This window comes from Sphaerisporangium aureirubrum, assembly GCF_042658925.1.
Taxonomy (GTDB): Bacteria; Actinomycetota; Actinomycetes; order Streptosporangiales; family Streptosporangiaceae; genus Sphaerisporangium; species Sphaerisporangium aureirubrum.
The window spans coordinates 1-22,896 of the sequence record NZ_JBHSRF010000112.1; the positions used below are offsets into that span (position 1 = coordinate 1).

Here is a 22,896-nt window from a genome sequence, read left to right on the forward strand (position 1 = left end):
GGCCCCGCATCGAAGTCGCATCGCAGTCTTGTCGTTCTGGGAGCGGAGGAGTTGGTTGTCTTCGTTGTCCTCCTAAGACTGCGTCTCCTCCGACTTCCCCCCACCCCACTACCGGTCCCTGTCCCACCACCGGTCCCCGCCCCACCGGGTGGTGCCCCGCTGGGTGCTGCGCCGCTGGGTGCTGCGCCGTTGGGTGCTGTGCCGTTGGGTGCTGTGCCGCTCTCATTGCCTGGCCCTGCGCCCCTCCCATTCGCGGCCGCATCATCCCCGGCTCCCGCGGCACTCACCGGCCCCGCATCGCTCCCGGCTACGGCGGGCCCGATTCCTGTCGTCGCACCCTCCCAGGGCAGCCATCCGCCGAGGCGCAGGCCCGCCCCCACCGTCGCCGTCCCCGCCACCAGGGCCGCGACGGCGGCGACGGTGACCAGGCGGGTCGTGGCGGCGTGGCGGACCAGCAGGCCGAGCAGGGCGAACGCGGGTGCCGTCCCGGCCACGAAGCCGGCCATGACCGCCATCCCGCCGAGCGCCGAGCCGCTGGACACCGCGACCAGCTCGACGCTCAACGTCACTCCGCACGGCACCAGTACGGTCACCGCCCCGAGCATCGCCCCGCGCACCACCGGCGCACCGGACGGCACAGCACGGCGCGACCCACACGAACGCGGCACCTCCCGGCGCCCGACCAGCCGCACGGCGAACGCGACCACGACAAGCCCGGCCACCACCAGCAGCCCCGCCCTGACCTCAGGGGGAATCCGCGCCGCCCCACCGACCACCCCGAGCAGCGCCCCCACCACCACGTGAGACCCCAGCCGCCCCAGCAGAAACGCACCGACGACGACGGCCCCCCCTGACGACATCACGGCAGGCGCGGTCCGCCCGCATTCAGGCCCGGCGGGCGCTGTGACCTGGTCTTCAGGTCCGGCTGGCGCCGGGTCCTGGTCTTCAGACCCGGCTGGCGTCGTGCTGCGGCATTCAGGTGCCTTGGGCGGTGTGGTCTGGACTTCATGGGTGGTGGGTGGCGTGACCTGGTTTTTGGGTGTTGCGGGCGCCGTGCCCCCGCCCTCGGGCGCGGCGCCTGTGTGCTTGCTGCTCGTTGTGGGTCCCCGGTAAGGGGGGGCGAGGCCGATGAGCAGGCCGCCCTGTACCGCCGTGCAGGAGGCGGTGCCGGCGGCCAGCCCGGCGGCGACCCCGCCGACGAGCAGTGCGGCGGTTGTCACTCGCGACGGGCCGGGGGGGCCACGGCCTTGGACGTGGCTGTGACGGACCCCATGTCGACCTCCCGCGTGTTCGGTGCCTTACGTAACGTAACCGTACATGGCGGTGACCAACAGTGACAGTTGGGTACCCGTGCGCGATGCGGAAGTAGGTCGGGACATGACCGCGCTGCCCGCGAGGTCGAGCGCGAGGCGGGAGTGGGGCGGGACATGATCGCGCTGCCCGCGAGGTCGAGCGTGAGGTGGGGGTGGGGCGGGACGTGATCGCGCTGGCGGCGAGGTCGAGCGTGAGGTGGGTGGGTCAGGACATGATGGCGCCGCCTGCGATGTCGAGTGTTATGCCGGTGATCCAGGAGGAGACGTCGGAGGCCAGGTAGAGGGTCGCTCCCGCGACGTCCTGCGGGGTGCCTAGGCGTCCGAGGGGGTACTGCGTTGTGACGCGGTCTCGTAGGTCGCCGGTCAGGTGGGTGGCGGTGCGTTCGGTGAGGATGGTGGCGGGGGAGACGCAGTTGACTCGCACGCCGTGGGGGGCGGCCTCGGCGGCGACGTGGCGGGTGAGCATGATGATGCCTGCCTTGGCCGCCGCGTACGGTGCGGGGGCCGGGGATGCCTTGCGGCCCGCCGAGGAGGCCATGGTGACGATCGCCCCGCGCCGCCGCGCCTTCATCCCGGGCAGGAAGGCCTTGATCACCAGGAACGTGGCCGTCAGGTTGCCGTCGACGACCGAGTGCCACTCCTGCGGCGTCACGTCCTCGACCGGCCCCGGCCGCACGATCCCACCCCCCGCGAAGGCCACCAGGATGTCCACCGGCCCGAGATCGGCCTCACAGGCCCGCCGCATCCCCTCGACGGCCTCGGGGTCGGTGACGTCGGCCGCCATCCCCACCGCCTCCCCGCCCGCCTCGCCGATCGACTTGACGGTGGCCTCGACGGCCGCCTCGTCCCGCCCGTTGACGACAACGGTCACACCGGTCGCCGCGAGGGCAGCGGCGACCTCGGCGCCGATGCCCCGCGACCCCCCGGTCACCAGGGCGATCCTGCCCTGGAGATCGGGATAGAGCGGACTCACGTGGCGCCGCCCTTCAGCACCGACAGCCGCTGGAAGTACTCGTCGTCGCTCATCTCGCCCCGCGCGTACCGCTCGGCGAGTATCGCCTCCGCCGGGGCGGTCGGCGACGCGGGCGCCCCCGCCCCGGCCCCCATGTGCCTGGCCCAGGCGAACGGCCCCCTGCCCTGCTTGCGGACCCGCAGCACGAGCACCACGAGTGTCCCCCAGAACAACGCCCAGAACAGCGGGATGACCGGCCACCACGCCCCGGCGGCCCCCCAGTGCGGATAAGGCATCGTCGTCTCCTCGTCTAGAGTACCGCCCGGACCTCCCGGCCGGCGCACTCAACGTTCCTCCGCCGGCCCCGCCCTGCCATCGCCCCGGCGTCCCGTTCCGCTGTACTTCCCGCGCGGTCCGCCGCCCGCCCGCGAGTACTCCCGCGGCGGTACGCCGGGATCAGAGCCAGCCCGGCCTGACGAGCCCCGACTCGTACGCGATGACGACCAGCTGGGCCCGGTCCCGCGCGCCGAGCTTGATCATGGTGCGGCTGACGTGGGTCTTGGCGGTGGCGGGGGCCATGAACAGGCGGGCGGCGATCTCGTCGTTGGTGAGGCCGCTGCCCACCAGGGTCAGCACCTCGCGCTCGCGGTCGGTCAGCCGGCCCAGGGCGGCGGTGGCGCGGGGCTCCTTGGCACGGGTGGCGTACTCGGCGATCAGGCGGCGCGTGACGCGCGGCGACAGCAGGGCCTCCCCGGCGGCCACGACGCGGACCGCCTGGATCAGCTCGGCGGGCTCGGTGTCCTTGACGAGGAAGCCGCTGGCGCCGCCGCGCAGCGCCTCGAAGACGTACTCGTCCAGCTCGAAGGTGGTGAGGATGATCACGCGCACGGGGGACGGCATCTCGCGGGTCGCGGCCAGGCCGTCCACGCCGGGCATGCGGATGTCCATCAGGGCCACGTCCGGCATGTGGTGCTCCGCGAGGCGCACGGCCTCGGCGCCGTCGGAGGCCTCGGCCACCACGCTGATGCCCTCCTGGGCGTCCAGCAGGGCGCGGAAGCCCGCGCGGACGAGGGCCTGGTCGTCGGCGAGCAGTACCTTGATCACTCGGTGTCCTCGGCGGGGATGGGCAGCCGGGCCTCGACGCGGAACCCGGCGGGCAGGGGGACGGCGGCGAGCGTGCCGCCGAGGGCCGCGGCGCGGGCGCGCATGCCGGGGACGCCGTTGCCCCCGCCCGCCCCGGCAAGCGGGCCCGGCTCGGTGCGGCCGATGTCGTCGACCCGGACGAGCAGCTCGGCGCGGCCGTAGCCGAGCGTCACGGTGGCTTTCGCGCCGGGCGCGTGCTTGGTGACGTTGGTGAGGGACTCCTGCACGATGCGGTACGCCGCCCGGTCGACCCCCGGCGGCAGCGGCCGGGGCGCGCCCTCGATGAGCAGGATGGCGGCGGGCATGCGCTCGATCAGCTCGCCGAGCCGGTCCACGCCGGCGGTGGGGGAGCGCGGCGCGTCGTCGCGCAGCACGCCGAGCACCGACCGCATCTCGGTCAGCACGTCCTTGCTGGCCTGCTTGATCGTGGTGAGCGCGGTGCGGGCCTGCTCGGGATGCTCGTCGATCAGGTGCAGCGCCGTGGACGCCTGCACGTGGATCAGCGAGATGTTGTGCCCGAGCACGTCGTGGAGCTCCTGCGCCATGGTGAGCCGCTCCTCGCTGGCCCGCCGCCTGGCCTCTTCCTCCTCGACCCGCTCCCGCTCGGCGACCCGCTCCCGCCGGGCCCCCACGACCTCCGCGGCCGTCAGGACGACCAGCATGCACGCGATGATGCTGCCGTGGTGCCACAGGTCCCGGGGCGCGGGCAGCACGAACGTGATGTACGCCGCGAAGAACGCGTAGAACGCCCCCATCCCGAGCCAGGCCATGCGCCGGTGCCCGGTGAGCACGGCGTTGAACACCGAGACGATGGGGCTGAGGAAGGCCGGGCCGTACGGGTAGCCGCCCCAGATGTACACGGCGGTGACGGCGGCGTTGACCCACAGGACGAGGACCGGCCGGGTGCGGCGCGCGGTCAGCGCCAGCGGCCCGATCAGCAGCAGCACCACGCCGAGCTCGTCGAGCGGCAGGCGGGCGCCGGGGTCCCCCGGGCGCACCTGGCCGTGCTGCGCCCCCATGGTGCCCCACAGCTGCACCATTCCCACCGCGAAGGGCACCAGGAAATCGGAGCGGAAGGGTCGTCGGGCGCGCACCTTGAAACGGTACGCCAGAGCCCCTGGCCACGGCATCGTCCGGGGGTGGCAGGACCGGCTACCGCGCCGGGAGTACGCCGCCCAGGCCCGTCGAGCACCATTGACCTCTGTTGTGAAGCTGTGAGTCAATGCTCGTGCGATCTAGGAATGAGGTGCGCCCCATGAGCGTTCGCCGTCTGGCCCTCCCCATCGCCGGGGTCGTCGCGTCCGTCGCGCTGGTCGTCCCGCCCGGGCACGCCGAGCCGTCCCCGGACGCGCTGACCCACGCGCCACAGGCCAAGGTGCCGGTCGCGGAGGGGTACGGCGGGGCCGTGGCCACCGTCGACCTGGACGCCAGCAAGGCGGCGCTCGGCGTCCTGAAGCAGGGCGGCAACGCGATGGACGCGGCCGTCGCCGGCGCCGCGGCGCTCGGCGTCACCGAGCCGTACTCGGCGGGCCTGGCCGGCGGCGGGTTCATCGTCTACTACGACGCCAGGCACGGCCGGGTCGTCACCCTGGACGGCCGCGAGAAGGCGCCCGCCGCGATGACCGAGACCTCGTTCCAGGAGAACGGCGCGCCGATCCCGTTCGCCGACGCCGTCAGCAGCGGCCTGTCGGTCGGCGTGCCCGGCAGCGTGGCGCAGTGGGAGCTGGCGCTCAAGAAGTTCGGCACCCTGTCGCTGAAGGACGCCCTCAAGCCCGCCGCCGACCTCGCCGCGCGCGGCTTCGTGGTCGACCAGACCTTCTTCGACCAGACCCAGCAGAACGCCGCAAGGTTCGCCGACTTCACCTCCACCGCCGCGCTGTACCTCCCCGGCGGCGCCCCGCCGCCGGTCGGCTCGGTGTTCCGCAACCCCGACCTCGCCAACACCTACCGCGAGCTCGGCAAGCGTGGCGGCTCGTGGCTGTACGGCGGAGGGCTCGGCGCCGAGCTTGTGGCCACCGTCAAGACCCCGCCGGTACGGCCCGGCACCACCCGGGTGGTGCGCCCCGGCCTGATGACGACCGGCGACCTGCGGGCCTACCGCGCGCTGGAGCGCTCGCCGTCCAAGGTCCGCTACGGCCCGCTCGAGGTGTACGGCATGGCGCCCCCGTCCTCGGGCGGCTCCACCGTGGGCGAGGCGCTGAACATCCTGGAGTCGCTGCCCGAGGCCGGCCTGCACGAATACCTCGAGGCGTCCCGCCTGGCCTTCGCCGACCGCAACAAGTACGTCGGCGACCCCGGCTATGTCGACGTCCCGCTGCGGGAGCTGCTGTCGGACGGCTTCGCCAAGGAGCGCGCCTGCCTGATCGGCCCGACGGCGATGCCGAACCCCGCCGCGCCCGGCACGCCGGACGGCACCTACCCGGGATGCCAGCTCGACGGCGCCGCCCCGCCGCCCGGTGTCAAGGCCGACCAGCCCGAGGGCCCGGAGACCACCCACCTGGTCGTCGCCGACCGCTGGGGCAACGTCGCGGCCTACAACATCACCATCGAGCAGACCGGCGGCAGCGGCATCGTGGTGCCCGGCCGCGGCGTCCTGCTCAACAACGAGCTGACCGACTTCACCTTCGGCCCCGCCCCCGGCGACCCCAACCTCCCCGCCCCCGGCAAGCGTCCCCGCTCCTCGATGGCCCCCACCATCGTGCTGAAGGGCGGAAAGCCGGTGCTGGCCGTGGGGTCTCCCGGCGGCGCCACCATCATCACGACGGTGCTGCAGATCCTGGTGAACCGCTACGAGTTCGGCATGTCGCTGCCCGAGGCGGTGGCGGCGCCCCGGGCCAGCCAGCGCAACGCCGCCGCGACCCAGGCCGAGCAGGCGTTCATCGACCGGTACGGCGCCGAGCTGACCGCGCTCGGGCACACCCTGACGCTGGTGCCCGGCCCGCCGGTCGGCGAGATCGGCGCCGCCACGGGCCTTGAGTTCCTGCCGCACGGCCGCCTCCAGGCGGTCGCCGAGCCGTCCCGCCGCGGCGGCGGCAGCGCGCTGGTGGTGACCCCGGCCCGCCGCTGACCTCGCTCCGGGGCGCGTACGCGAAGGCGCGCGCGCCCCGGGGGTCAGCGCAGCAGCTCGTACGCCTTGGCCGAGGCGCGCCGCGTGCGGGCCCAGAACTCGAAGGTGAAGCCGGGCCACACGGCCCGGTTGACGCCGTCGTCGTCGAGGTACCAGCTCGTGCAGCCGCCGTCGGACCACACCAGCCGCCGCAGCCGCCGGTGCAGCCGATCGTTGTACGCCCGCTGCGTGCCCGGCCGCACGTCCAGCGCCGCCGCCTTGGTGGTGGACAGCAGCCGCAGGCAGGACATCACGTACCGGACCTGTGCCTCGATCATGAAGACCACGGAGTTGTGCCCGAGCCCGGTGTTCGGGCCGAGCAGGAAGAACAGGTTGGGGAAGCCGCTCGCGGTGGTGCCGAGGTAGGCCTCGATGCCGTCCCGCCAGGCGTCCTGGAGCTTCAGGCCGTTCCTGCCGATGATCCGCTGCTCGCGGGGCGCGTCGGTGACCTTGAAGCCGGTGCCGTACACGATCACGTCCACCGGCCGCTCCCGGCCCGTCGCGTCGAGGACGGACCGCTCGCGGATCTCGGTGATCCGGTCGGTGATCAGCTCGACGTTGTCGCGTTGCAGCGCGGGATAGTAGTCGCCGGACAGCAGGACGCGCTTGCAGCCGATGGTGTAGTCGGGCGTCAGCCGCGCGCGCAGGGCGGGGTCGGGCACCTGGGCGGCGAGGTGGCGCTCGGCGAAGGCCTGGTGCACCCGCATCAGGCGCGGGTCGACGGCGAAGCCGAGCGCGCGGGTCTCCAGGTACCAGTAGATCGCGGCGCGCAGCGCGCGGTGCGCCGCCGGGGTGCGCAGCGCGGCGGCGGCCCGGCCGCGCAGCGGGACGTCCGGCTTGGGGATGACCCAGGGGGGTGTGCGCTGGTAGACGTACAGGCTCTCCACCCGCGGGGCGATCTTCGGCACGAACTGCGCGGCGGACGCGCCGGTGCCGACGACCGCGACCCTCTTGCCGGCCAAGTCGACCGAGTGGTCCCAGTGCGCCGAGTGGAAGGACGGCCCGGCGAACGCCTCCCGGCCGGGGATCTCCGGGTAGGACGGCACGTGCAGCGCCCCGGTGCCCGACACCACCGCGTTCGTGGTGAACGTCCCGTCCGGCGTGGTGACCCGCCAGCGGTTGGCCCGGTCGTCGTACTCCATGGCCAGGACCTCGGTGCCGAACCGCAGGTGCGGCAGGAGGCCGTACGTGCGGGCGCATTCGCGCAGGTAGGCCCAGATCTCGTCCTGCGGGGCGAACAGCCTGCTCCAGCCGGGGTTGAGCGCGAAGGAGAAGGAGTACATGGGGGAGGGCACGTCGCAGGCGCAGCCGGGGTAGGTGTTCTCCCGCCAGGTGCCGCCGAGGTCGGACGCCTTTTCCAGGATGACGAAGTCGTGGTACCCGGCCTGCTTGAGCTTGATCGCCATGCAGAGCCCGGCGAAACCGGACCCGATGATCGTGATTCCGGGAGCCGCCGGTGTCATCGGCTCTCCTTCCTCGGGGAACTCCGGTTCGCCCTGGTATTGGAGGTCCCGTCCAATGTAATCGGCGTCCCTGTGCTGGTCCAGCCCACGACGAAAGCGCCGATGGCCGGTGGCCGTCGGCGCGCGGGCGACTATGCGATCAAGTTGGGGCCCCCGGGGCGGACCGGGGACGGGGTCAGCGCAGCAGCAGGAAGACGACCACGGCGACGACGATGACGGCGGCGGCCACCACGAGCGCGGGCACCAGGTACGACCGCTGGGGCGCGACCGCCTCTGGCTCCTGGCGCTGGGCGAAGGCCTTGAACTGCTGGGTGTTCCCCGCAGGATCAATCTGAGGTTCGGACATGGGACGACTTTAGCCACTTCAAAGGCCAGATGACGCTGTTTATGCCAGTTAAGCCTCGCGGTCCTGATCCGTTGACGGGACCGCCGGGGGCGGCGGATACCGTGGGTGCATGCTCCGCACGCTGTTGTCGCCCCGCCTCGTGGGCCTCCACCTGGTGACGATCGGCGTGCTGATCGCGTTCACGCTGCTCGGCCGGTGGCAGCTCGGCGTCTTCGAGGACTCGGGACGGCCGCGCACCACGCAGGACCCCGCCCCCGTCGCGCTGACCTCCCTGACCGGGCCCGGCCCGGGGACACCCGTGGCCGCCCTCGGACGGCGCGTCACGGTGACCGGCACCTTCGACGCCGCCGACCAGCTGCTGGTGGCCGAGCGGGTGCCGAGCGTCGAGACCGGCGGCGGCACCTCACCCGACGCGGGGTTCTGGCTGCTCACCCCCATGCGGCTGGCGGACGGCAGCGTGATCCCCGTCGTGCGGGGCTGGGTGGCGTCCGCGACCGACCCCGCGGTGGCCGTCCCGCCCGGCGAGCTGACCGTGACCGGGCGGCTCCAGCCGTCCGAGCCCACCGACTTCGCCAGGCGGCGCGGCGCCCCGCTGCCCGCCGGGCAGGTGGAGACGGTCTCCAGCGCGGTGCTGGTCAACGTCTGGCACGGTGCCCGGCTGCGCGACGGCTTCGTGGTCGCCACGGGCGCGGTGCCCGGGGCGCCCGCCGTCAAGCCGGTCGCGGTGCCGCCGCCCACCGTCGCCGGCGGCTTCACCTGGCGCAACCTCGCCTACGCCGCCCAGTGGTGGATCTTCGCCGCCTTCGCCGTCTTCATGTGGTTCCACTTCGTCCGCGACACCCTGCGCGGCCGCCGTGACGGCACCGGCCCGGACGGCCCGGCGGAGGACGGCCCCGGCGGCCCGGCCGCCGAGGAGGCGTCCACGTCCGCCGGAGAGCCCCCCAGGGACGCCGCTCCGGCGCTCGGCGCCACCCCTCAGGCATGAGTCCGCCCCCCGGCGGGACCGCGCCCCCGCCGGGATATCGTGTGGTGACCGTCCCGCAACCGAGGTAGATGATCGTCGTGGATTCCGCCCTCAAGCCCTTCCGGGTGATGGCCTACATCGTCGGCTGCATGCTGCTCGCCCTGGTGGGGGCGATGGTGGTGAAGTACGGCTTCGGCAACGCCACGCCCGTCGCCCTGGTGGGCCCGGTGCACGGGTTCGTCTACGCCGTCTACCTGCTCACGGCGCTCAACCTCGGCCTCAAGGCCCGCTGGTCCTGGCCGTACATCCTGGGCGTGCTGCTCGCCGGCACCGTGCCCTTCCTGTCGTTCGTGATCGAGCGAAAGGTCACCCAGCGCGTCCGCGAGCGCATCGCCCTCGCCACGGCCTGACGCGCGCGCGAAAGCGCCGGGGCGGCCACGAGGCCGGGTCCCGGCGCCGGTGAACGGTCGCGGGCTACTGCCCGATCTGGCGGCGCCTGACGCGGCGCAGCCGGGCCCGCTGCGATTCGTCCAGCATGAAGTAGGCCACCACCGGTCCGACCAGGACCCCGATCACGATGAGCCAGGCGACCAGGGAGGGCAGGATCAGCAGGGCGAGGACGGAGGCGATTCCCGCGCCCACGTAGTACTTGGCGAGTGGCGACATTGCCGGGCCTTTCTCTTCGCCGGAAGGGGCGGTCCCCCAACGCCTATTCTGCGTCGCCACGACAACGTACGGCGCACCAGGTGAAGTTCCGTCTCAGCCCGCGAGGGCCTTCAACGTGGCCTCCCCGCACGGGTCGTTCTCGGTGCTGATCGGGACGAGCGCCACCTCGTCCACCCCGGCCTCGGCGTAGGCGTCCAGCCGGTCCATGATCTCGACCGAGTCGCCGAGCAGGGCCACCGACTCCAGCAGCGCGTCCGGGATCGCGCCGGCCAGCGTCTCCGCCGACGGGCCGGTCCCGGCGTACGCCACCACGTCCGCGAAGCCCGCCTCGGCGAACATCGCGGCGTACCGGGGGGTGGCCAGGAACGGCACCAGGGCCCTGCGCAGCCGGGCGAGCGCCGCCTCGTCGGGGTCGACGGCCGCCGTCACCCAGGCGGCCACCCGGGTCGTGCTGGTCAGCAGCCGCAGATCGGTGATCAGCCGGGCCGCCAGCTCCGGCGTGAGCAGGTTGATCACCATGCGGTCGGCCCCGGCCGCCACCCGCAGCGCCTCCGGGCCGAAGGCCGCGACGGTCAGCTCCGAGTGGGGGGCGGGCAGCCGCAGCGGGAACCCTGTGTCCTCCCGTCCGGCCAGCATCGGCCGCAGCGCCTCGGCCGACGCGCGCAGCGCGGCCACCGCGCCCGCGTGCGACCGGCCGTGCCACTCCTCGACGACCATCGGCTTGGAGGCGCCGATCGCGACGTTCACCCGCCTGCCGGTCAGCTCGGCCACCGAGGCGGCGCCCATCGCGATCATCGCGGGGTCGCGTACTCCCACCGCCAGGGGGCCGACGGTGATGGCGATCTGCGCGGTGCGCGTGCCGATCGCGGTGGCGAGCGCGAAGGCGTCGTACGTCGACCGCTCACCGACCCACACTTCGGGATATCCGTGCTGGTCGGCGAGCTGTGCGGTGCGCACCGCCTCGCCGGGCGGGCGGTCCCGCCACTGCCCGAGGGCGACGCTGAGCCTCATGCGTGATGCTCCTGCCGGGGCGAGGGGAAGCCGTCGTCCCGGCGCCTGACCGCCGGAACAGCGGATCGTTCCGTTTATCCCTGGAAAAGCTACGGAAAAAGAAGTCAGACCGTCAACGGGCTGACATGGCGCTCAAAACCGGTGCGCTGTCCAGACCTGTTTTCCGCACGAGCCCGAAAGCCCCTGGTCAGGTGCTGGGAACGATCCAGCACGGTGAGTGATCGGTCCAGGTCATCGAGGGCGATGTGCGGAAAATGGGTCTAGAGTGGTCGCGGTGGAGACAAAGATGTTTCCGGTCCTGTCCGGGACGTCCCGGCCGCTCACGGAGGAGCCCGCCGCGCACCCGTCGGGCCCGGCCATCAGCGCGATCGGGCAGGCGCTCGGCATTCTCGGCGACCGGTGGGTGCTGCTCATACTCCAGCGCGCCTTCCTGCTGCAGGTCCGCACGTTCGCGGGATGGCGCGACGAGCTCGGCATCTCCGAGTCCGTGCTGGCCGCGCGGCTCAAGGAACTGGTCACCCACGGCATCTTCGCACCGGTCGCCTACCGCGACGGGCGCACGCGGTACGAGTACCGGCTGACCGACGCGGGCATCCGCCTGTGGCGCTACCTCGTGGCGATCTACAGCTGGGAGCACGGCTGGGCGCGGCGGCCGGGCATGCTGACCCTGATCCACGACGGCTGCGGGCGCGGCACCAGGCCGTACCTCGCCTGCGGCGGCTGCCGCGAGCCGATGAACGCCCGCGACACCCGTACCGAGCGCGGCCCGCTGCTGTCGTTCGCCCGGGTCGGCGTGCCGCGGCACCACCGGCGCACCACCCGGCCGGTGCGGCTGCCCGCGGGGCGGGTCGGCAGCTGCCCGCACTCGATGGAGATCCTCGGGGACCGCTGGAGCACGACGGTGCTGGCCGCGGCGTTCCTCGGCGTGAAGCGCTTCGTCGACTTCCAGAACGAGCTCGGCATCGCCCCGTCGGTGCTCACCGACCGGCTCAGGCGGTTCGTGGAGCTCGGTGTGCTGGACGCCGACGCCTCCCGGGTCTACCGGCTCACCGACAAGGGGCTGGCGTTCTTCGACGTGCTGACGATGCTGACCGACTGGGCGCAGCGGGAGCTGCCGGCGCCGGACGGCTCGGCGCTGGTCATCACCCACCAGCCGTGCGGCACGCCGCTGCGGCCGATCCTGCTCTGCGACGTCTGCGACGGGGAGCTGGAGCGGGACGAGCTGTCCTTCGACGCGCCGACGCGGAAGCTGCTCGAATCGTGACCTCTGAGCGTGGGACGTCCCACGGAGACGAGCGCCGCCTTCTGCGACGAAGGTGAAAGATTCAATCAGTAAAACGCGGTGGGCGGCCTGAACGGCGGGTGGGGCGCCGGGCTTGTTGACATTCGAGCGGGCCGCGGAGAACCATCGGCGGGCGAGCGGAGCAGAGCGGTCCCGGATCGGTGCGTGGGAGCGCTCCCATAGAGAAAGCGAGCAACCCCATGAGCGCTCCCACACCCGGCCCCACGCCTCCTTCGCCGCACGTCCGACGTACCCGGGCGCCGTTCACCCGGCGTCACGCCCCCGGCGGGGGGACGGTCACCGTCCACGCCGCAGTGCGCGCGCGGCCCGCGCTGTGGTGGGGGGCCCTGTTCGCTCTCATGGTCGCGGTGCTGGCCATGCTGACCCCGATGCGCGGCGCCTCGGCCGCCATGCCGGCCGCCGCCCTCGCCGACCCCGTCTGCCGGGTCGAGTGGCGGAACAACCAGTGGCAGGGCGGGTTCACCGCGTCCGTCAAGTTCACCAACCTCGGGGCGGCCGTCACCAGCTGGACACTCGGCTGGACCTGGCCCGGCGACCAGCGGGTCACCTCCGCCTGGAACGCCACCGTCACCCAGAGCGGCACGGCGGTGCGGGCGGCCAGCCTCTCGTACAACGGGTCGGTGGCGACCGGGGCCTCCGCCGAGTTCGGCTTCCAGGGCACGTGGAGCTCGTCCAACACGCTGCCCACCGCCTTCACGCTGAACGGCGTCGCCTGCGACGGCGGCACGCCCACCGCGACCCCGACCGTGACACCCACGGTGACCCCGACCGTGACGCCGACCGTGACCCCGACGGTCACGCCCACGGTGACCCCGACCGTGACCCCCACGGTCACCCCCACGGTGACGCCGACCGTGACCCCGACCGGTGGCACCGGATGCTCCGGCGCCGTCGTCTGCTCCGGCTTCGAGGACCAGAACGGGAGCCCCACCGGTGAATGGCAGGTCGTGACCCCCAACTGCTCGGGCACCGGCACCGCCACCATCGACACCGCCCAGGCGCGCAGCGGCGGCAAGTCCCTGCGGATCAGCGGCGGCGGGAACTACTGCAACCACATCTTCGTCGGCACCACCAGGAACGTCTCCACGGTCGGCCCCGTCGTGTACGCCCGCATGTGGGTCCGGCACACCACCGCGCTGCCCGCCGGCCACGTCACCATGATCACCATGGCGGACTCGGCCAACGGCAGCCGCGACCTGCGCATCGGCGGCCAGAACCGCGCCCTGCAGTGGAACCGCGAGTCCGACGACGCCACGCTGCCCGAGCAGAGCCCCACCGGCGTCGCGCTGAGCGTCCCGCTGCCCACCAACCGCTGGGTGTGCCTGCGCTACCAGATCGACACCACCCGCCAGGCGATGAGCACCTACGTCGACAACCAGGAAGTCGCCGGCCTCCACCTCGACCAGACCCCCACCCGCGACATCGACTCCCAGTGGCTCAGCCGCACGATCGCCCCCCGCCCGTCCACCCTCCGTCTCGGCTGGGAGAGCTACGGCAGCGACTCGGACACGATCTGGTACGACGACGTCGCCCTCGGCTCGTCCCCGATCGCCTGCTGACCCCCGGGAAAAAGCCCCCGCCGCCGGCCGCGAGGCACGCCCGGCCGGCGGCGGGCCCGGCGAACGGCACTCCGTCCGCCGGGCATGGGGCACTACTCGCCCTGGCGCGGACCCGTCCGCCCCAGGGCACCCGCTCGTCCGGCGGCGATGTCCCCGCCGGAGGCGGTGGCCGTTGATCCGTTCGCCCGGGGCTGACTTCCGGTGGACGGACCACGCCCGCGTGGCGATATAGGGTCACGGGGGACATTGGGTCATCGGCGGCGGATCGGCGAAAGGCACGGCTGTAGTGGACGCTTCGGTCTACCTCTATGTCGAGGACGTCCGGGACGAAGGTATCGGCCGGGTCCTCGACCGGATCGCCGGGTACGGCGTGCGCGAGGTGACGGTGGCCGCCGCCTACCACGCGGCCCGCGACGTCACCCCGCACGGAGGCTCCCGCGTCACCCTGCGCGCCGAGGGCGTCCACTTCGTCCCCCCGCCCGACCTGTTCAAGGACCTGCGCCTCACCCCTCCGGTGCGCGAGGGCGCCGCCGACGGCCCGCTGGCCGTACTGCGCGAGGCCACCCTGGACCGCGGCATGGCCCTGCACGGCTGGGCGGTCTTCCTGCACAACATCACCCTCGGGCTGGCCGACCCCGGCGTCACCGTCCTGGACTGCTTCGGCGGGCGCGGCTTCCCCGCCAGCCTGTGCCCCGCGCAGCCCGACGTGCGCCTGTACGCCGTCGCGCTGGCCCGCTCGGTGGCCAGGCTCGGCGTGGACAGCGTGGTCGCCGAGTCGCTCCACTTCGGCGCTTTCGACCAGGGCCATCGCCACGAGCGCAGCTTCGTGCCGCTCGGCCCCATGGACGAGTTCCTGTTCGGCCTGTGCTTCTGCCCCTGGTGCATGCGCCGCGCCACCGACCTCGGCGTCAAGGCCGAGGTCGCCCGCGAGGAATGCGCCCGCATCGTCGGCGACGTCCTTTCCGGCGACCCCCCCGCCCAGGGCGAGGTGACCCGCGCCGCCCTCACCGCCTACGCCGGCCCCGACGTCGTCGCCTACGCCCGCGCGCGCTCGGAGACCGTGACGTCCCTGGTCAGCGAGGTCTCCACCGCCGTGGCCGCCGAGGGCTCAAGACTCACCTTCCTGGACGGCACCGGCCACCGCAAGGGCTACCGCGACGGCCTGCCTCCCGCCGGCCTGGCCGCCCACGACGCCTGGCAACTCGGCGTGGACCTGGTGGCCCTCGGCGACCTGGTCCCCTCCTTCGGCGTCCTCGCCTACGCCCGCGACCCCGCCCGGGTAGCCGACGACGTGGGCGCCTACCGCCGCTCCATAGGCAACGACCGGGAACTCCGCGTGATCCTCCGCCCCGGCCTCCCCGACACCGACTCCACCGACCGCCTGGCCGCCAAGGTCCGCGCCGTGAAGGCGGCAGGCGCCGACGCCACCGACTTCTCCGCCTACGGCCTCGTCCCCTACAACGTCCTCTCCCGAATCCCCCCAGCCCTAGGCCACACCCCGTAGCCTTCCCTGGCCCTCGGCCTCGGCGCTCCGCCCGTCCCCGGCGCCTGGAGGACGCGAGCTTTTCCGGCGCCGGTACGCCGGTACGGCGGGACGTGGTGCGGCGAACTCGGCGCCGTCGTACGGCGCCCGGCTCAGGCGGACTCGCGGACCACCAGCTCGCTCGGCAGGATGATGTGATCGCTGACCCGGTCCTTCGGCGGCGTGAGCAGCAGCCGTACCATCGCCGTCGCCTGCTCGGTGATCGGATGCCGCACCGTGGTGAGCGGCGGATCGGTGTACCGTGCCGCCTCGATGTCGTCGAACCCCACCAGGGCGACGTCGTCGGGCACCCGGCGCCCCGCCGTGCGCAACGTCTTCAAGGCCCCGATCGCCATCGCGTCGTTGGCGGCGAACACCGCGTCCAGCGCCGGGTCGTCCTCCAGCAGCTGCCGCATGGCGGCGGCCCCGGAAGCCCGGGTGAAGTCCCCCACCGCCACGATCGACCGCCGGTCGGAGTTGCGCAGCGCGTCCCGGTACCCGGTCAGCCGGTCCTGCCCGCCGATCATGTCCTGCGGCCCCGCGATGGTGGCGATGCGCCGCCGCCCGGTGTCCAGCAGATGCCGGACGGCCGACGCCGCCCCGCCCACGTTGTCGTTGTCGACGTACGGCAGCTCGACCGCCACGGCGGGACGCCCGTACGACACCACCGGCACCCCCATGCGGGTCAGCGCGGCGGGCAGGGGATCGGCGCCGTGCATGGACAGCAGCAACACCCCGTCGACGTGCCCGCCGGAGATGTATCGCTCCACCCGCGCGTGGTTGCGCGGCGTGCTGGCGAGCATGAGCACGATCTGCTTGTCGACGGCCTCGAGCTCGCTGCTCACCGTGCGCATCACCATGGAGAACAGCCGGTCGTCGGAGAACACCCGGGTGGCGGGCTCGGAGATGACTAAAGCGATGGAGTCGGTGCGCTGCGTCACCAGGCTGCGGGCGGCGGAGTTGGGGACGTACCCGAGCTCGTTCACCGCGCGCAGGACCGACTCCCTGATCTCCGGGGTCACGGTCGCCTGGCCGTTGACGACCCGCGAGACGGTGGCCCGGGAGACGCCTGCCCGTGCGGCGACCGCCTCCAGAGTGGGTCGTTTCATACTGTGCGCCCTGTCTTTCTCGGCCTCCGGCGGTAACCATCGTGCCACTCGAAGTCCGCCCGTGATGACCTTACGAGACGCGCCCGCGCCCCCGGTACGGGCGACCCCGCCACGCCCTCGATGATGACCGCCATCCGCCCCCGTCTTTCCCGCATGGCCCCTTGACCAGGAAAATGTACCGGGGATCATGCCGATTCGCGCGCGTCTATTCCGCGCCGTACCCGCCATTTCACCGCGCGGGCCGCGCGTGCGCGCACGCTCACGCGGCGACGGCCGTCCCAGGCCTCGCCGCGCGCCTCGGTGAACGCCGTCGCACCCCTCCTTCCCGAGCGATTATAAACGATCTTGGGGAGAGCGCTCTCGGATCAGCGTGCGCCCGGCCCTCATCCTCGTCAAGATTAGGGGTGCCCGTTTCCATGCGTCATATCAGGCGGCTCCACCTGCCGCTGACGGGTCATGCCTGGTAGCGGCAGGGACCCGACATCATTTCGGCGGCACTCTCACGGGCAATTACTAGAGAGCGCTCTCAATGATCTAAAGAAACTTTCCCCCATGGTTGACAGGCACTTGTGGAGCCATCTAACGTCAGCGCCCGGAGAGCGTTACACCTGCGTTACACCAACGCGAACAACCTCGGTACCCCGCGCTGTGCGGTGCCCGAACGGCCGATCGGCCCCGCCGCGCGTACACGTCGCCGGCTTCCGGTGCCGTCCGTCTCCGTCCCCTACGTCGTCCGGTGCCCCGGGTCCCCCTCCCCCCCCGGACCCGCCGCTCTCCCGTTCGCCCGCGTCGCAGCTCGTGTCCAGTTCCGGTCCCGTCCCTACCCCGTGCCGTCACGTCCCCTGTGCGGCCCGGCCCCCCAAGAGATGAGGATGACCATGAGCACCACCGCCGAACCGCCGCCCCGTCGCCGCACCCGCCTCCGGACCGTCATCGCCGCCGTCGGCGTGGCGCTGCTGCCCGTCATCGGGCTGGCCGCCATGGACCCGGCCCGCGCCGCCGTGCCGTCCACGCCGAGCGGCTGGAGCCTCGTGTGGGCCGACGACTTCAACGGTGCCGCGAACTCCCTCCCGTCCTCCAGCAACTGGATCTTCAGCACCGGCCACAACTACCCCGGCGGCCCCGGCAACTGGGGCACCGGTGAGATTCAGAACTACACCGCCGACGCCTCCAACGTCAGCCTCGACGGCTCGGGCAACCTGCGCATCACGCCGATCAGGACCTCGTCGGGGGAGTGGACGTCCTCACGCATCGAGACCCGGCGCACCGACTTCAAGCCCGAGGCCGGACGGATCCTGCGCATCGAGGGCCGCATCCAGATGCCGAACGTCACCGGCAGCGCCGCCCTCGGCTACTGGCCCGCGTTCTGGGCGCTCGGCGCGCCGTACCGGGGCAACTACCAGAACTGGCCCGCCGTCGGTGAGTTCGACATCATGGAGAACGTCAACGGGCTCAACGCGGTGTACGGCGTGCTCCACTGCGGAACCGCCCCCGGCGGCGCGTGCAACGAGTTCAACGGCCTCGGCGCCAACCGCGCCTGCCCCGGCTCCACCTGCCAGTCCGCGATGCACGCCTACCGCTTCGAGTGGGACCGCAGCGTCACACCCAACCAGCTGCGGTGGTACGTCGACGGCCAGCAGTACCACTCCGTCAGCCAGGGCCAGCTCGACGCCACCACGTGGAACAACATGACCAGCCACGCGGGCTACTTCCTGCTGCTCAACGTGGCCATGGGCGGCGCCTTCCCCAACGGCGTCGCCGGCACCGGCACGCCCACCTCCGCCACCGTCTCCGGCCGCCCCATGCTCGTCGACTACGTCGCCGTCTGGCAGAGCGGCACCGTCACCACGCCCACCGTGACCCCGACCCCGACCCCCACCCCCAGCAACCCCGGCGGCGGCGTCAACGCCCGCTCCACCATCCAGGCCGAGAGCTACCAGGCCCAGAACGGCATCCAGGTGGAGACCACGACCGATTCCGGCGGCGGCCAGAACGTCTCCCACATCGCCAACGGCGACTGGCTCCGCTTCGACAACGTCAACTTCGGCTCCACCCCCGTAACCCAGTTCGTGGCCCGGGTGGCCTCCGGCGCCGGGGGCGGCGTCAGCGGCCTGGTCCAGGTCCGCCTCGACAGCCTCTCCAACCCCCCGCTCGGTGACTTCGCGGTCGGCAACACGGGAGGCTGGCAGTCCTGGCGCACCGTGCCCGCCAACATCACCGCCACGACGGGCACCCACACCGTCTACATCACCTTCAGCAGCGGACAGCCGTCGGACTACACCAACCTCAACTGGTTCACCTTCAGCTGACCCTCCGATCCCGGCCCGCAGCCCAGCAGGGCTGCGGGCCGCCCCGATCCCTGGGAAGGGCGGCCGCGGACCGGGAGAAACGGTGACGGCCATGAATCTGCTCGGCTGCGTCGACCTCTCGGGCAGACCGGGCTCGGTCGCGCTCGCGCGGGAGTACACGTGCGAGCTCCTGCGGGTGGCCGGCGGGCCGTACGGGGACGACGTCGCGCTCCTGGTGGGGGAGGTCACCGCGAACGCCGTGAAGCATTCGGACTCGGGCCGCCTGCCCGGCGGGACGGTGCGGCTGCGGGTCTACGGCGACGGCCGCGCGGTGCGGGTCGAAGTGATCGACGAGGGCTCGGCGACGACCGCGCCGAGGATCCCCGAGCGGACGGACCCGCTCGTCGAGGGCGGCCGGGGCCTGTGGCTCGTCCAGGAGCTGTCCTCGGCATGGGGCTGGCGGCAGGACGGCGCCCATCGGGTGGTGTGGTTCGAGATCGGATAGCCGGGCCTGCTCGTGAGGAGGGCTCCGGCGTCGTGATCAGCGGGAGTTGTCGTAAGGGCGTGAAATACTCCCAAACGTGACGTGGCGGCAGGCGGGTGGCGCGCTCATCGGGCGGGCGGAAGAGTTCGAGCGCCTGGTCGCCGTGCTCACCGGCGCCGCGGAGGGGGAGCCGGGGGCGGCCGTCGTCGGGGGAGACGCGGGCATCGGCAAGACGCGGCTGGTCACGGAGCTGGTGGAACGGGCACGGGCATCGGGATTCGCCGTCCTGACGGGGCAGTGCGCGGAACTCGGGGACACCCTGCCGTACCTCCCGCTGGCGGACGCCCTGCGCGGCGCGGCGCGGGACGCCGGGATCGCGCCGCTGATCGAGGCGCGGCCCCTGCTGAACGGCCTGGTCCGCGGCACCTGGTCCGACGGCGACGGGGAGGCCGGGTCCGGGCTGACGCAGCAGCGGCTGTTCGGGTCGGCCCTCGCGTTCCTGGCCGAGCTGGCCGAGACCAGGCCCGTGCTGTTCGTCCTGGAGGACCTGCACTGGGCGGACAGATCCACCCGTGACCTGCTGGTGTTCCTCAGCCGCATGCTCCAGCGGGAGCGGGTCTGCCTGGTCGGTACCTACCGCACCGACGACCTGCACCGCCGGCACCCGCTGCGCCCGCTGCTGGCCGAGCTGCAGCGCCTCCCGTCCGTGACCGTCGTCGGGCTCGGGCCGCTGGACGACGGCGAGATGGCCGACTACCTCGTGACGCTCGGCGGCGCCGACGCCAAGCTGATCGGGAAGATCGTGGAACGCGCGGAGGGCAACCCGTTCTACGCCGAGGAACTGCTGGACGCCGACGGCCTGCCGTACGGCCTGGCGAACCTGCTGCTGGCAAGGGTCGAACGGCTGGCCGACCCGGCGCAGCGGGTGCTGCGGGCCGCGGCCGTCGCGGGGCGGCGGATCGACCACGACCTGCTGCAGCGCGTGTCCGGCCTGGACGACGCCGAGCTCGAAGAGGCCATGCGGGAGATCGTCTCCCATGGGCTGCTCCTGCCGGACGGGGACTACGGCTACATGTTCCGGCACGCCCTGTTGCGCGAGGCCGTCTACACCGACCTGCTCCCCGGCGAGCGCACCCGCCTGCACGGCGAGTTCACCCGGCTGCTGGACGACTCACCCGCCGAGCTCGCGTACCACTACCTGGCGGGCCACGACCTCCCCGGCGCGCTCGCCGCGTCCGTCCAGGCCGGACGCCGCGCCGACGCGCTCGGCGCCCCCGTCGAGGCCCACCGCCACTACGACCAGGCCCTGGCGCTGTGGCCCCGGGTGCGCGACGCCGAGCAGGTCGCGGGCATCGGCCGCATGCGGCTGTCCCTGCTGTCCGCCGCCGCGGTGGACGAGAGCGGCGACGCGCAGCGCGCCGTCAGCCAGATGCGCGAGCTGCTCGCCACGGAGGGCCCGACCGCCGAGGCCTGGGAACGCCTCGCCTACTACCTCATCGACGCGGGCTCCGCTCCCGCCGCCATCGAGGCCGCCCACACCGCCGTCACCCTCGCCGGCACCACCCCGGCGAAGGGTCCCGACGCGGCCTTCGACGCCTGCGTCCTCGCCCGTTGCCTCGCCACCTACGCCCGCGCTCTGCTGTGGTCGCCGCGGCACGACGACGTCAAGGACCTCGCGCGCCAGGCCCTCGCGGCGGCGCGGGCCGCGGAGGTGCGCGACGCCGAGTCCAGCGCCCTCATCTCCCTCGCCATGGTGTACGAGATCGAGGGCGACCCGGCGTGCGCGCAGGACCTGCTCGCCGAGGCGAGCGCCATCCGGTCCGGCAACCTTCCCATCGACCTGCGGGCGCTCTTCCACCACGCGCGCATCCAGTACGAGCGGGGCGACCTCGTCGCCGCCGCCGAGACCGCCGACCGGGGCGTGGCGTACGCCCGCGAGACCGGCCTGTCCTGGAGCCACTACGGCACCGACCTGCGCTTCCTCCGCCTCCTGATCCACTACGTGGCGGGCGAGTGGAAGGAGGCCGGGGCGCTGGCCGCCGGTTTCGCCGTCCGGGTGGGCAGGCTGCCCGAGGCCCGGCTGTCCGGTTTCGCGCTGTTCGTCGAGGTCGCCCGGGGCGACGCCGTCGTCGAGGAACGGCTCGCCTGGCTGGAGCCCTTCTGGCACGACGAACTGGTGACGTACATCGTCCGCGGCCTCGCCGCCGAACACGCCCTCTGGAACGGCGACCCCCTGACCGCTCTCGACCACGTCAACGCCATCCTGGACGTCGTCGAGCCCTTCGACCCCGTCCTGATCCGCATCTGCGCCACCGGCCTCTGGGCCCTGGCGGACCTGTCCGACCCCACCTCCGGCCGCCCCCGTCCTGACCTGGATGACGCGGCCCGCACGCACCCCCAGGCGTCGCGCACCCGCGCCGACGACCTGCTCAACAAGGCCCGGGACGCCGCCACCGTCGGCCCCGGATCGGGCAAGCGCGGCGAACTCGGCCTGGAAGGTCAAGCCTGGCTGGCCAGAGCCGAAGCCGAATGGCACCGCGTGAACGGCACCGCGACCCCCGACACCTGGCGCCCCGTCCTGCGCGCGTTCCAGTTCGGCTTCACCTACGAAGTGGCCCGCTCCCGCTGGCGCCTCACCGAGGCGCTCCTGGCCTCCGGTGCCCGCGACGAGGCCCTGACGGAATGGCGAACCGCCATGACCGAAAGCGAATCCCTGGGCGCCGCCCCCCTCCACCGCGCCCTGGAGGACCTCGGCCGCCGCGCCCGCTTCACCACCACCACACCGGCGCCGGCACCCCCCAAGGACCCCCTAACCACCCTGACCGCCCGCGAACAGGAAGTCCTGTCCCTGGTGGCCGAGGGGCTGTCCAACCGCGAGATCGCCGAACGCCTCTTCATCGCCAACAAGACGGTGAGCGTCCACGTCTCGAACATCCTCGCCAAACTAGGCGTCTCCTCCAGGACTCAGGCAGCCGCCCACGCCCACCACCACCGCCGATAGCCCCCGGCTCAGCCGCTGGTCGTCCGTGACGCCAGCGCCAGATCCCGCACCACCTGGATCAACTCGGCGGGATCGAACGGCTTGGTGAGGTAGGCGTCCACCCCGATCCCGAGCCCGCGCTTCTTGTCGTCCTCCTGCGCCCGCGCGGTGATCATCATGATCTTGATGTGCCGGGTGCTCTCCCCGGCCCGCAACTTGGTAGCCGTCATCCAGCCGTCCAGCCGCGGCATCATCACGTCCAACGTGATCACATCCGGCCGCACCACCCCCACCCGCTCCAGGCAGTCCTGCCCATCACTGGCGGTCTCCACGTGAAATCCCTCAAGCGTGAGATTGACCGCGATGAGCTGCCGGATGACCTCATCGTCATCCACCACCAGCACCCGCCCCAGAACGTCGTCCACGGCCGCGAGGCTAACCCCTCAACCCGCCCCCCGTGCACCTTTCCCCGAACTCCCCGCCCCCAAGTTATCCACACCCCCACCTCGGACCACTCAACGAACCCTCATCCCCCCTGGTAAAGCCCCGCTACCTCTCCCACCTGCCACCCTCCCCACCCCACCTCATCCACAGAATCCCGTTCCATCCCCCCGCCCCACCCCCCACCCTGCCGGTCCTCACCTCCACCCCCCCGCGCCCCAGGAGGCCCTCCTGCCAACCCCCAAC

The 22,896-nt window shown here is 72.7% G+C and carries 20 protein-coding genes; 9 read left to right on the forward strand and 11 right to left on the reverse strand.

Annotated features, from left to right (window positions below):
• The 5 genes from ACFP1K_RS38115 to ACFP1K_RS38135 form a co-directional block, all read right to left on the reverse strand.
• Positions 1 to 860, reverse strand: an 860-nt coding sequence (locus tag ACFP1K_RS38115; RefSeq protein WP_380762857.1) for a sulfite exporter TauE/SafE family protein, incomplete at its 3' end; no start/stop codon positions are given.
• 658 nt (positions 861 to 1,518) lie between these two features.
• The gene (locus ACFP1K_RS38120) at positions 1,519 to 2,286 is read right to left on the reverse strand and encodes an SDR family NAD(P)-dependent oxidoreductase (protein WP_380762860.1); all 768 of its coding nucleotides are present in this window, start codon (positions 2,284 to 2,286) and stop codon (positions 1,519 to 1,521) included.
• Entirely contained in the window at positions 2,283 to 2,561 is a 279-nt protein-coding gene (locus ACFP1K_RS38125) for an SHOCT domain-containing protein (protein WP_380762862.1), read from the reverse strand. The genes ACFP1K_RS38120 and ACFP1K_RS38125 overlap by 4 nt, the downstream gene beginning before the upstream one ends.
• A gap of 160 nt (positions 2,562 to 2,721) precedes the next feature.
• Positions 2,722 to 3,369 (reverse strand): response regulator, encoded by a 648-nt coding sequence (locus tag ACFP1K_RS38130; RefSeq protein ID WP_380762864.1) that lies wholly within the window; start codon positions 3,367 to 3,369, stop codon positions 2,722 to 2,724.
• Positions 3,366 to 4,502 carry an ATP-binding protein gene (locus tag ACFP1K_RS38135; RefSeq protein ID WP_380762867.1) on the reverse strand — a complete coding sequence of 379 codons (1,137 nt, stop codon included), beginning with the start codon at positions 4,500 to 4,502 and terminating at the stop codon, positions 3,366 to 3,368. Before ACFP1K_RS38135 ends, ACFP1K_RS38130 begins: the two co-directional genes overlap by 4 nt.
• A gap of 161 nt (positions 4,503 to 4,663) precedes the next feature.
• On the opposite strand from ACFP1K_RS38135, the gene ggt reads away from it, so the two are divergent.
• Complete coding sequence (gene ggt, locus ACFP1K_RS38140) at positions 4,664 to 6,475, forward strand: gamma-glutamyltransferase (RefSeq protein WP_380762870.1); 1,812 nt, start codon at positions 4,664 to 4,666, stop codon at positions 6,473 to 6,475.
• A gap of 44 nt (positions 6,476 to 6,519) precedes the next feature.
• Here ggt and ACFP1K_RS38145 read toward each other — a convergent pair whose 3' ends face one another.
• The gene (locus tag ACFP1K_RS38145) at positions 6,520 to 7,977 is read right to left on the reverse strand and encodes a flavin-containing monooxygenase (RefSeq protein WP_380762873.1); all 1,458 of its coding nucleotides are present in this window, start codon (positions 7,975 to 7,977) and stop codon (positions 6,520 to 6,522) included.
• Positions 7,978 to 8,152: 175 nt separating this feature from the next.
• The gene (locus ACFP1K_RS38150) at positions 8,153 to 8,323 is read right to left on the reverse strand and encodes a hypothetical protein (RefSeq protein ID WP_380762876.1); all 171 of its coding nucleotides are present in this window, start codon (positions 8,321 to 8,323) and stop codon (positions 8,153 to 8,155) included.
• Positions 8,324 to 8,432: 109 nt separating this feature from the next.
• Between ACFP1K_RS38150 and ACFP1K_RS38155 the strand changes: the two genes are divergently transcribed.
• On the forward strand, positions 8,433 to 9,308 hold the full coding sequence (locus tag ACFP1K_RS38155; RefSeq protein ID WP_380762878.1) for an SURF1 family protein: 876 nt from the start codon (positions 8,433 to 8,435) through the stop codon (positions 9,306 to 9,308).
• Between the two features lie 68 nt (positions 9,309 to 9,376).
• Entirely contained in the window at positions 9,377 to 9,697 is a 321-nt protein-coding gene (locus ACFP1K_RS38160) for a DUF3817 domain-containing protein (protein WP_380762881.1), read from the forward strand.
• Positions 9,698 to 9,761: 64 nt separating this feature from the next.
• On the opposite strand, the gene ACFP1K_RS38165 is transcribed toward ACFP1K_RS38160, so the two are convergent.
• Both ACFP1K_RS38165 and ACFP1K_RS38170 read right to left on the reverse strand, forming a co-directional pair.
• Positions 9,762 to 9,953: a hypothetical protein gene (locus ACFP1K_RS38165; protein WP_380762884.1), complete on the reverse strand. Its 192-nt coding sequence runs from the start codon at positions 9,951 to 9,953 to the stop codon at positions 9,762 to 9,764.
• Positions 9,954 to 10,046: 93 nt separating this feature from the next.
• The gene (locus ACFP1K_RS38170; protein WP_380762887.1) at positions 10,047 to 10,964 is read right to left on the reverse strand and encodes an LLM class F420-dependent oxidoreductase; all 918 of its coding nucleotides are present in this window, start codon (positions 10,962 to 10,964) and stop codon (positions 10,047 to 10,049) included.
• Between the two features lie 286 nt (positions 10,965 to 11,250).
• Between ACFP1K_RS38170 and ACFP1K_RS38175 the strand changes: the two genes are divergently transcribed.
• From ACFP1K_RS38175 to ACFP1K_RS38185, 3 genes are all read left to right on the forward strand, one after another.
• Positions 11,251 to 12,228, forward strand: a complete 978-nt coding sequence (locus ACFP1K_RS38175) for a winged helix-turn-helix transcriptional regulator (protein WP_380762889.1) — start codon at positions 11,251 to 11,253, stop codon at positions 12,226 to 12,228.
• A 218-nt stretch (positions 12,229 to 12,446) separates the two neighbouring features.
• The gene (locus tag ACFP1K_RS38180) at positions 12,447 to 13,826 is read left to right on the forward strand and encodes a cellulose-binding domain-containing protein (RefSeq protein WP_380762891.1); all 1,380 of its coding nucleotides are present in this window, start codon (positions 12,447 to 12,449) and stop codon (positions 13,824 to 13,826) included.
• 286 nt (positions 13,827 to 14,112) lie between these two features.
• On the forward strand, positions 14,113 to 15,330 hold the full coding sequence (locus tag ACFP1K_RS38185; protein ID WP_380762894.1) for a hypothetical protein: 1,218 nt from the start codon (positions 14,113 to 14,115) through the stop codon (positions 15,328 to 15,330).
• Between the two features lie 131 nt (positions 15,331 to 15,461).
• Here the strand turns inward: ACFP1K_RS38185 and ACFP1K_RS38190 are convergent, their stop codons facing one another.
• Positions 15,462 to 16,457 (reverse strand): LacI family DNA-binding transcriptional regulator, encoded by a 996-nt coding sequence (locus ACFP1K_RS38190; protein ID WP_380762896.1) that lies wholly within the window; start codon positions 16,455 to 16,457, stop codon positions 15,462 to 15,464.
• A gap of 878 nt (positions 16,458 to 17,335) precedes the next feature.
• On the opposite strand from ACFP1K_RS38190, the gene ACFP1K_RS38195 reads away from it, so the two are divergent.
• The 3 genes from ACFP1K_RS38195 (at position 17,336) to ACFP1K_RS38205 (ending at position 22,230) form a co-directional block, all read left to right on the forward strand.
• Positions 17,336 to 18,766 (forward strand): glycoside hydrolase family 16 protein, encoded by a 1,431-nt coding sequence (locus ACFP1K_RS38195; RefSeq protein WP_380762898.1) that lies wholly within the window; start codon positions 17,336 to 17,338, stop codon positions 18,764 to 18,766.
• A gap of 91 nt (positions 18,767 to 18,857) precedes the next feature.
• Positions 18,858 to 19,250 (forward strand): ATP-binding protein, encoded by a 393-nt coding sequence (locus ACFP1K_RS38200; RefSeq protein WP_380762906.1) that lies wholly within the window; start codon positions 18,858 to 18,860, stop codon positions 19,248 to 19,250.
• A gap of 76 nt (positions 19,251 to 19,326) precedes the next feature.
• A complete protein-coding gene (locus ACFP1K_RS38205; protein ID WP_380762901.1) occupies positions 19,327 to 22,230 on the forward strand; it encodes a helix-turn-helix transcriptional regulator in 2,904 nt (967 codons plus the stop codon).
• Positions 22,231 to 22,238: 8 nt separating this feature from the next.
• On the opposite strand, the gene ACFP1K_RS38210 is transcribed toward ACFP1K_RS38205, so the two are convergent.
• Positions 22,239 to 22,634, reverse strand: coding sequence for a response regulator transcription factor (locus ACFP1K_RS38210; protein ID WP_380762904.1), 396 nt, complete (start codon positions 22,632 to 22,634; stop codon positions 22,239 to 22,241).
• Positions 22,635 to 22,896: the final 262 nt, after the last annotated feature.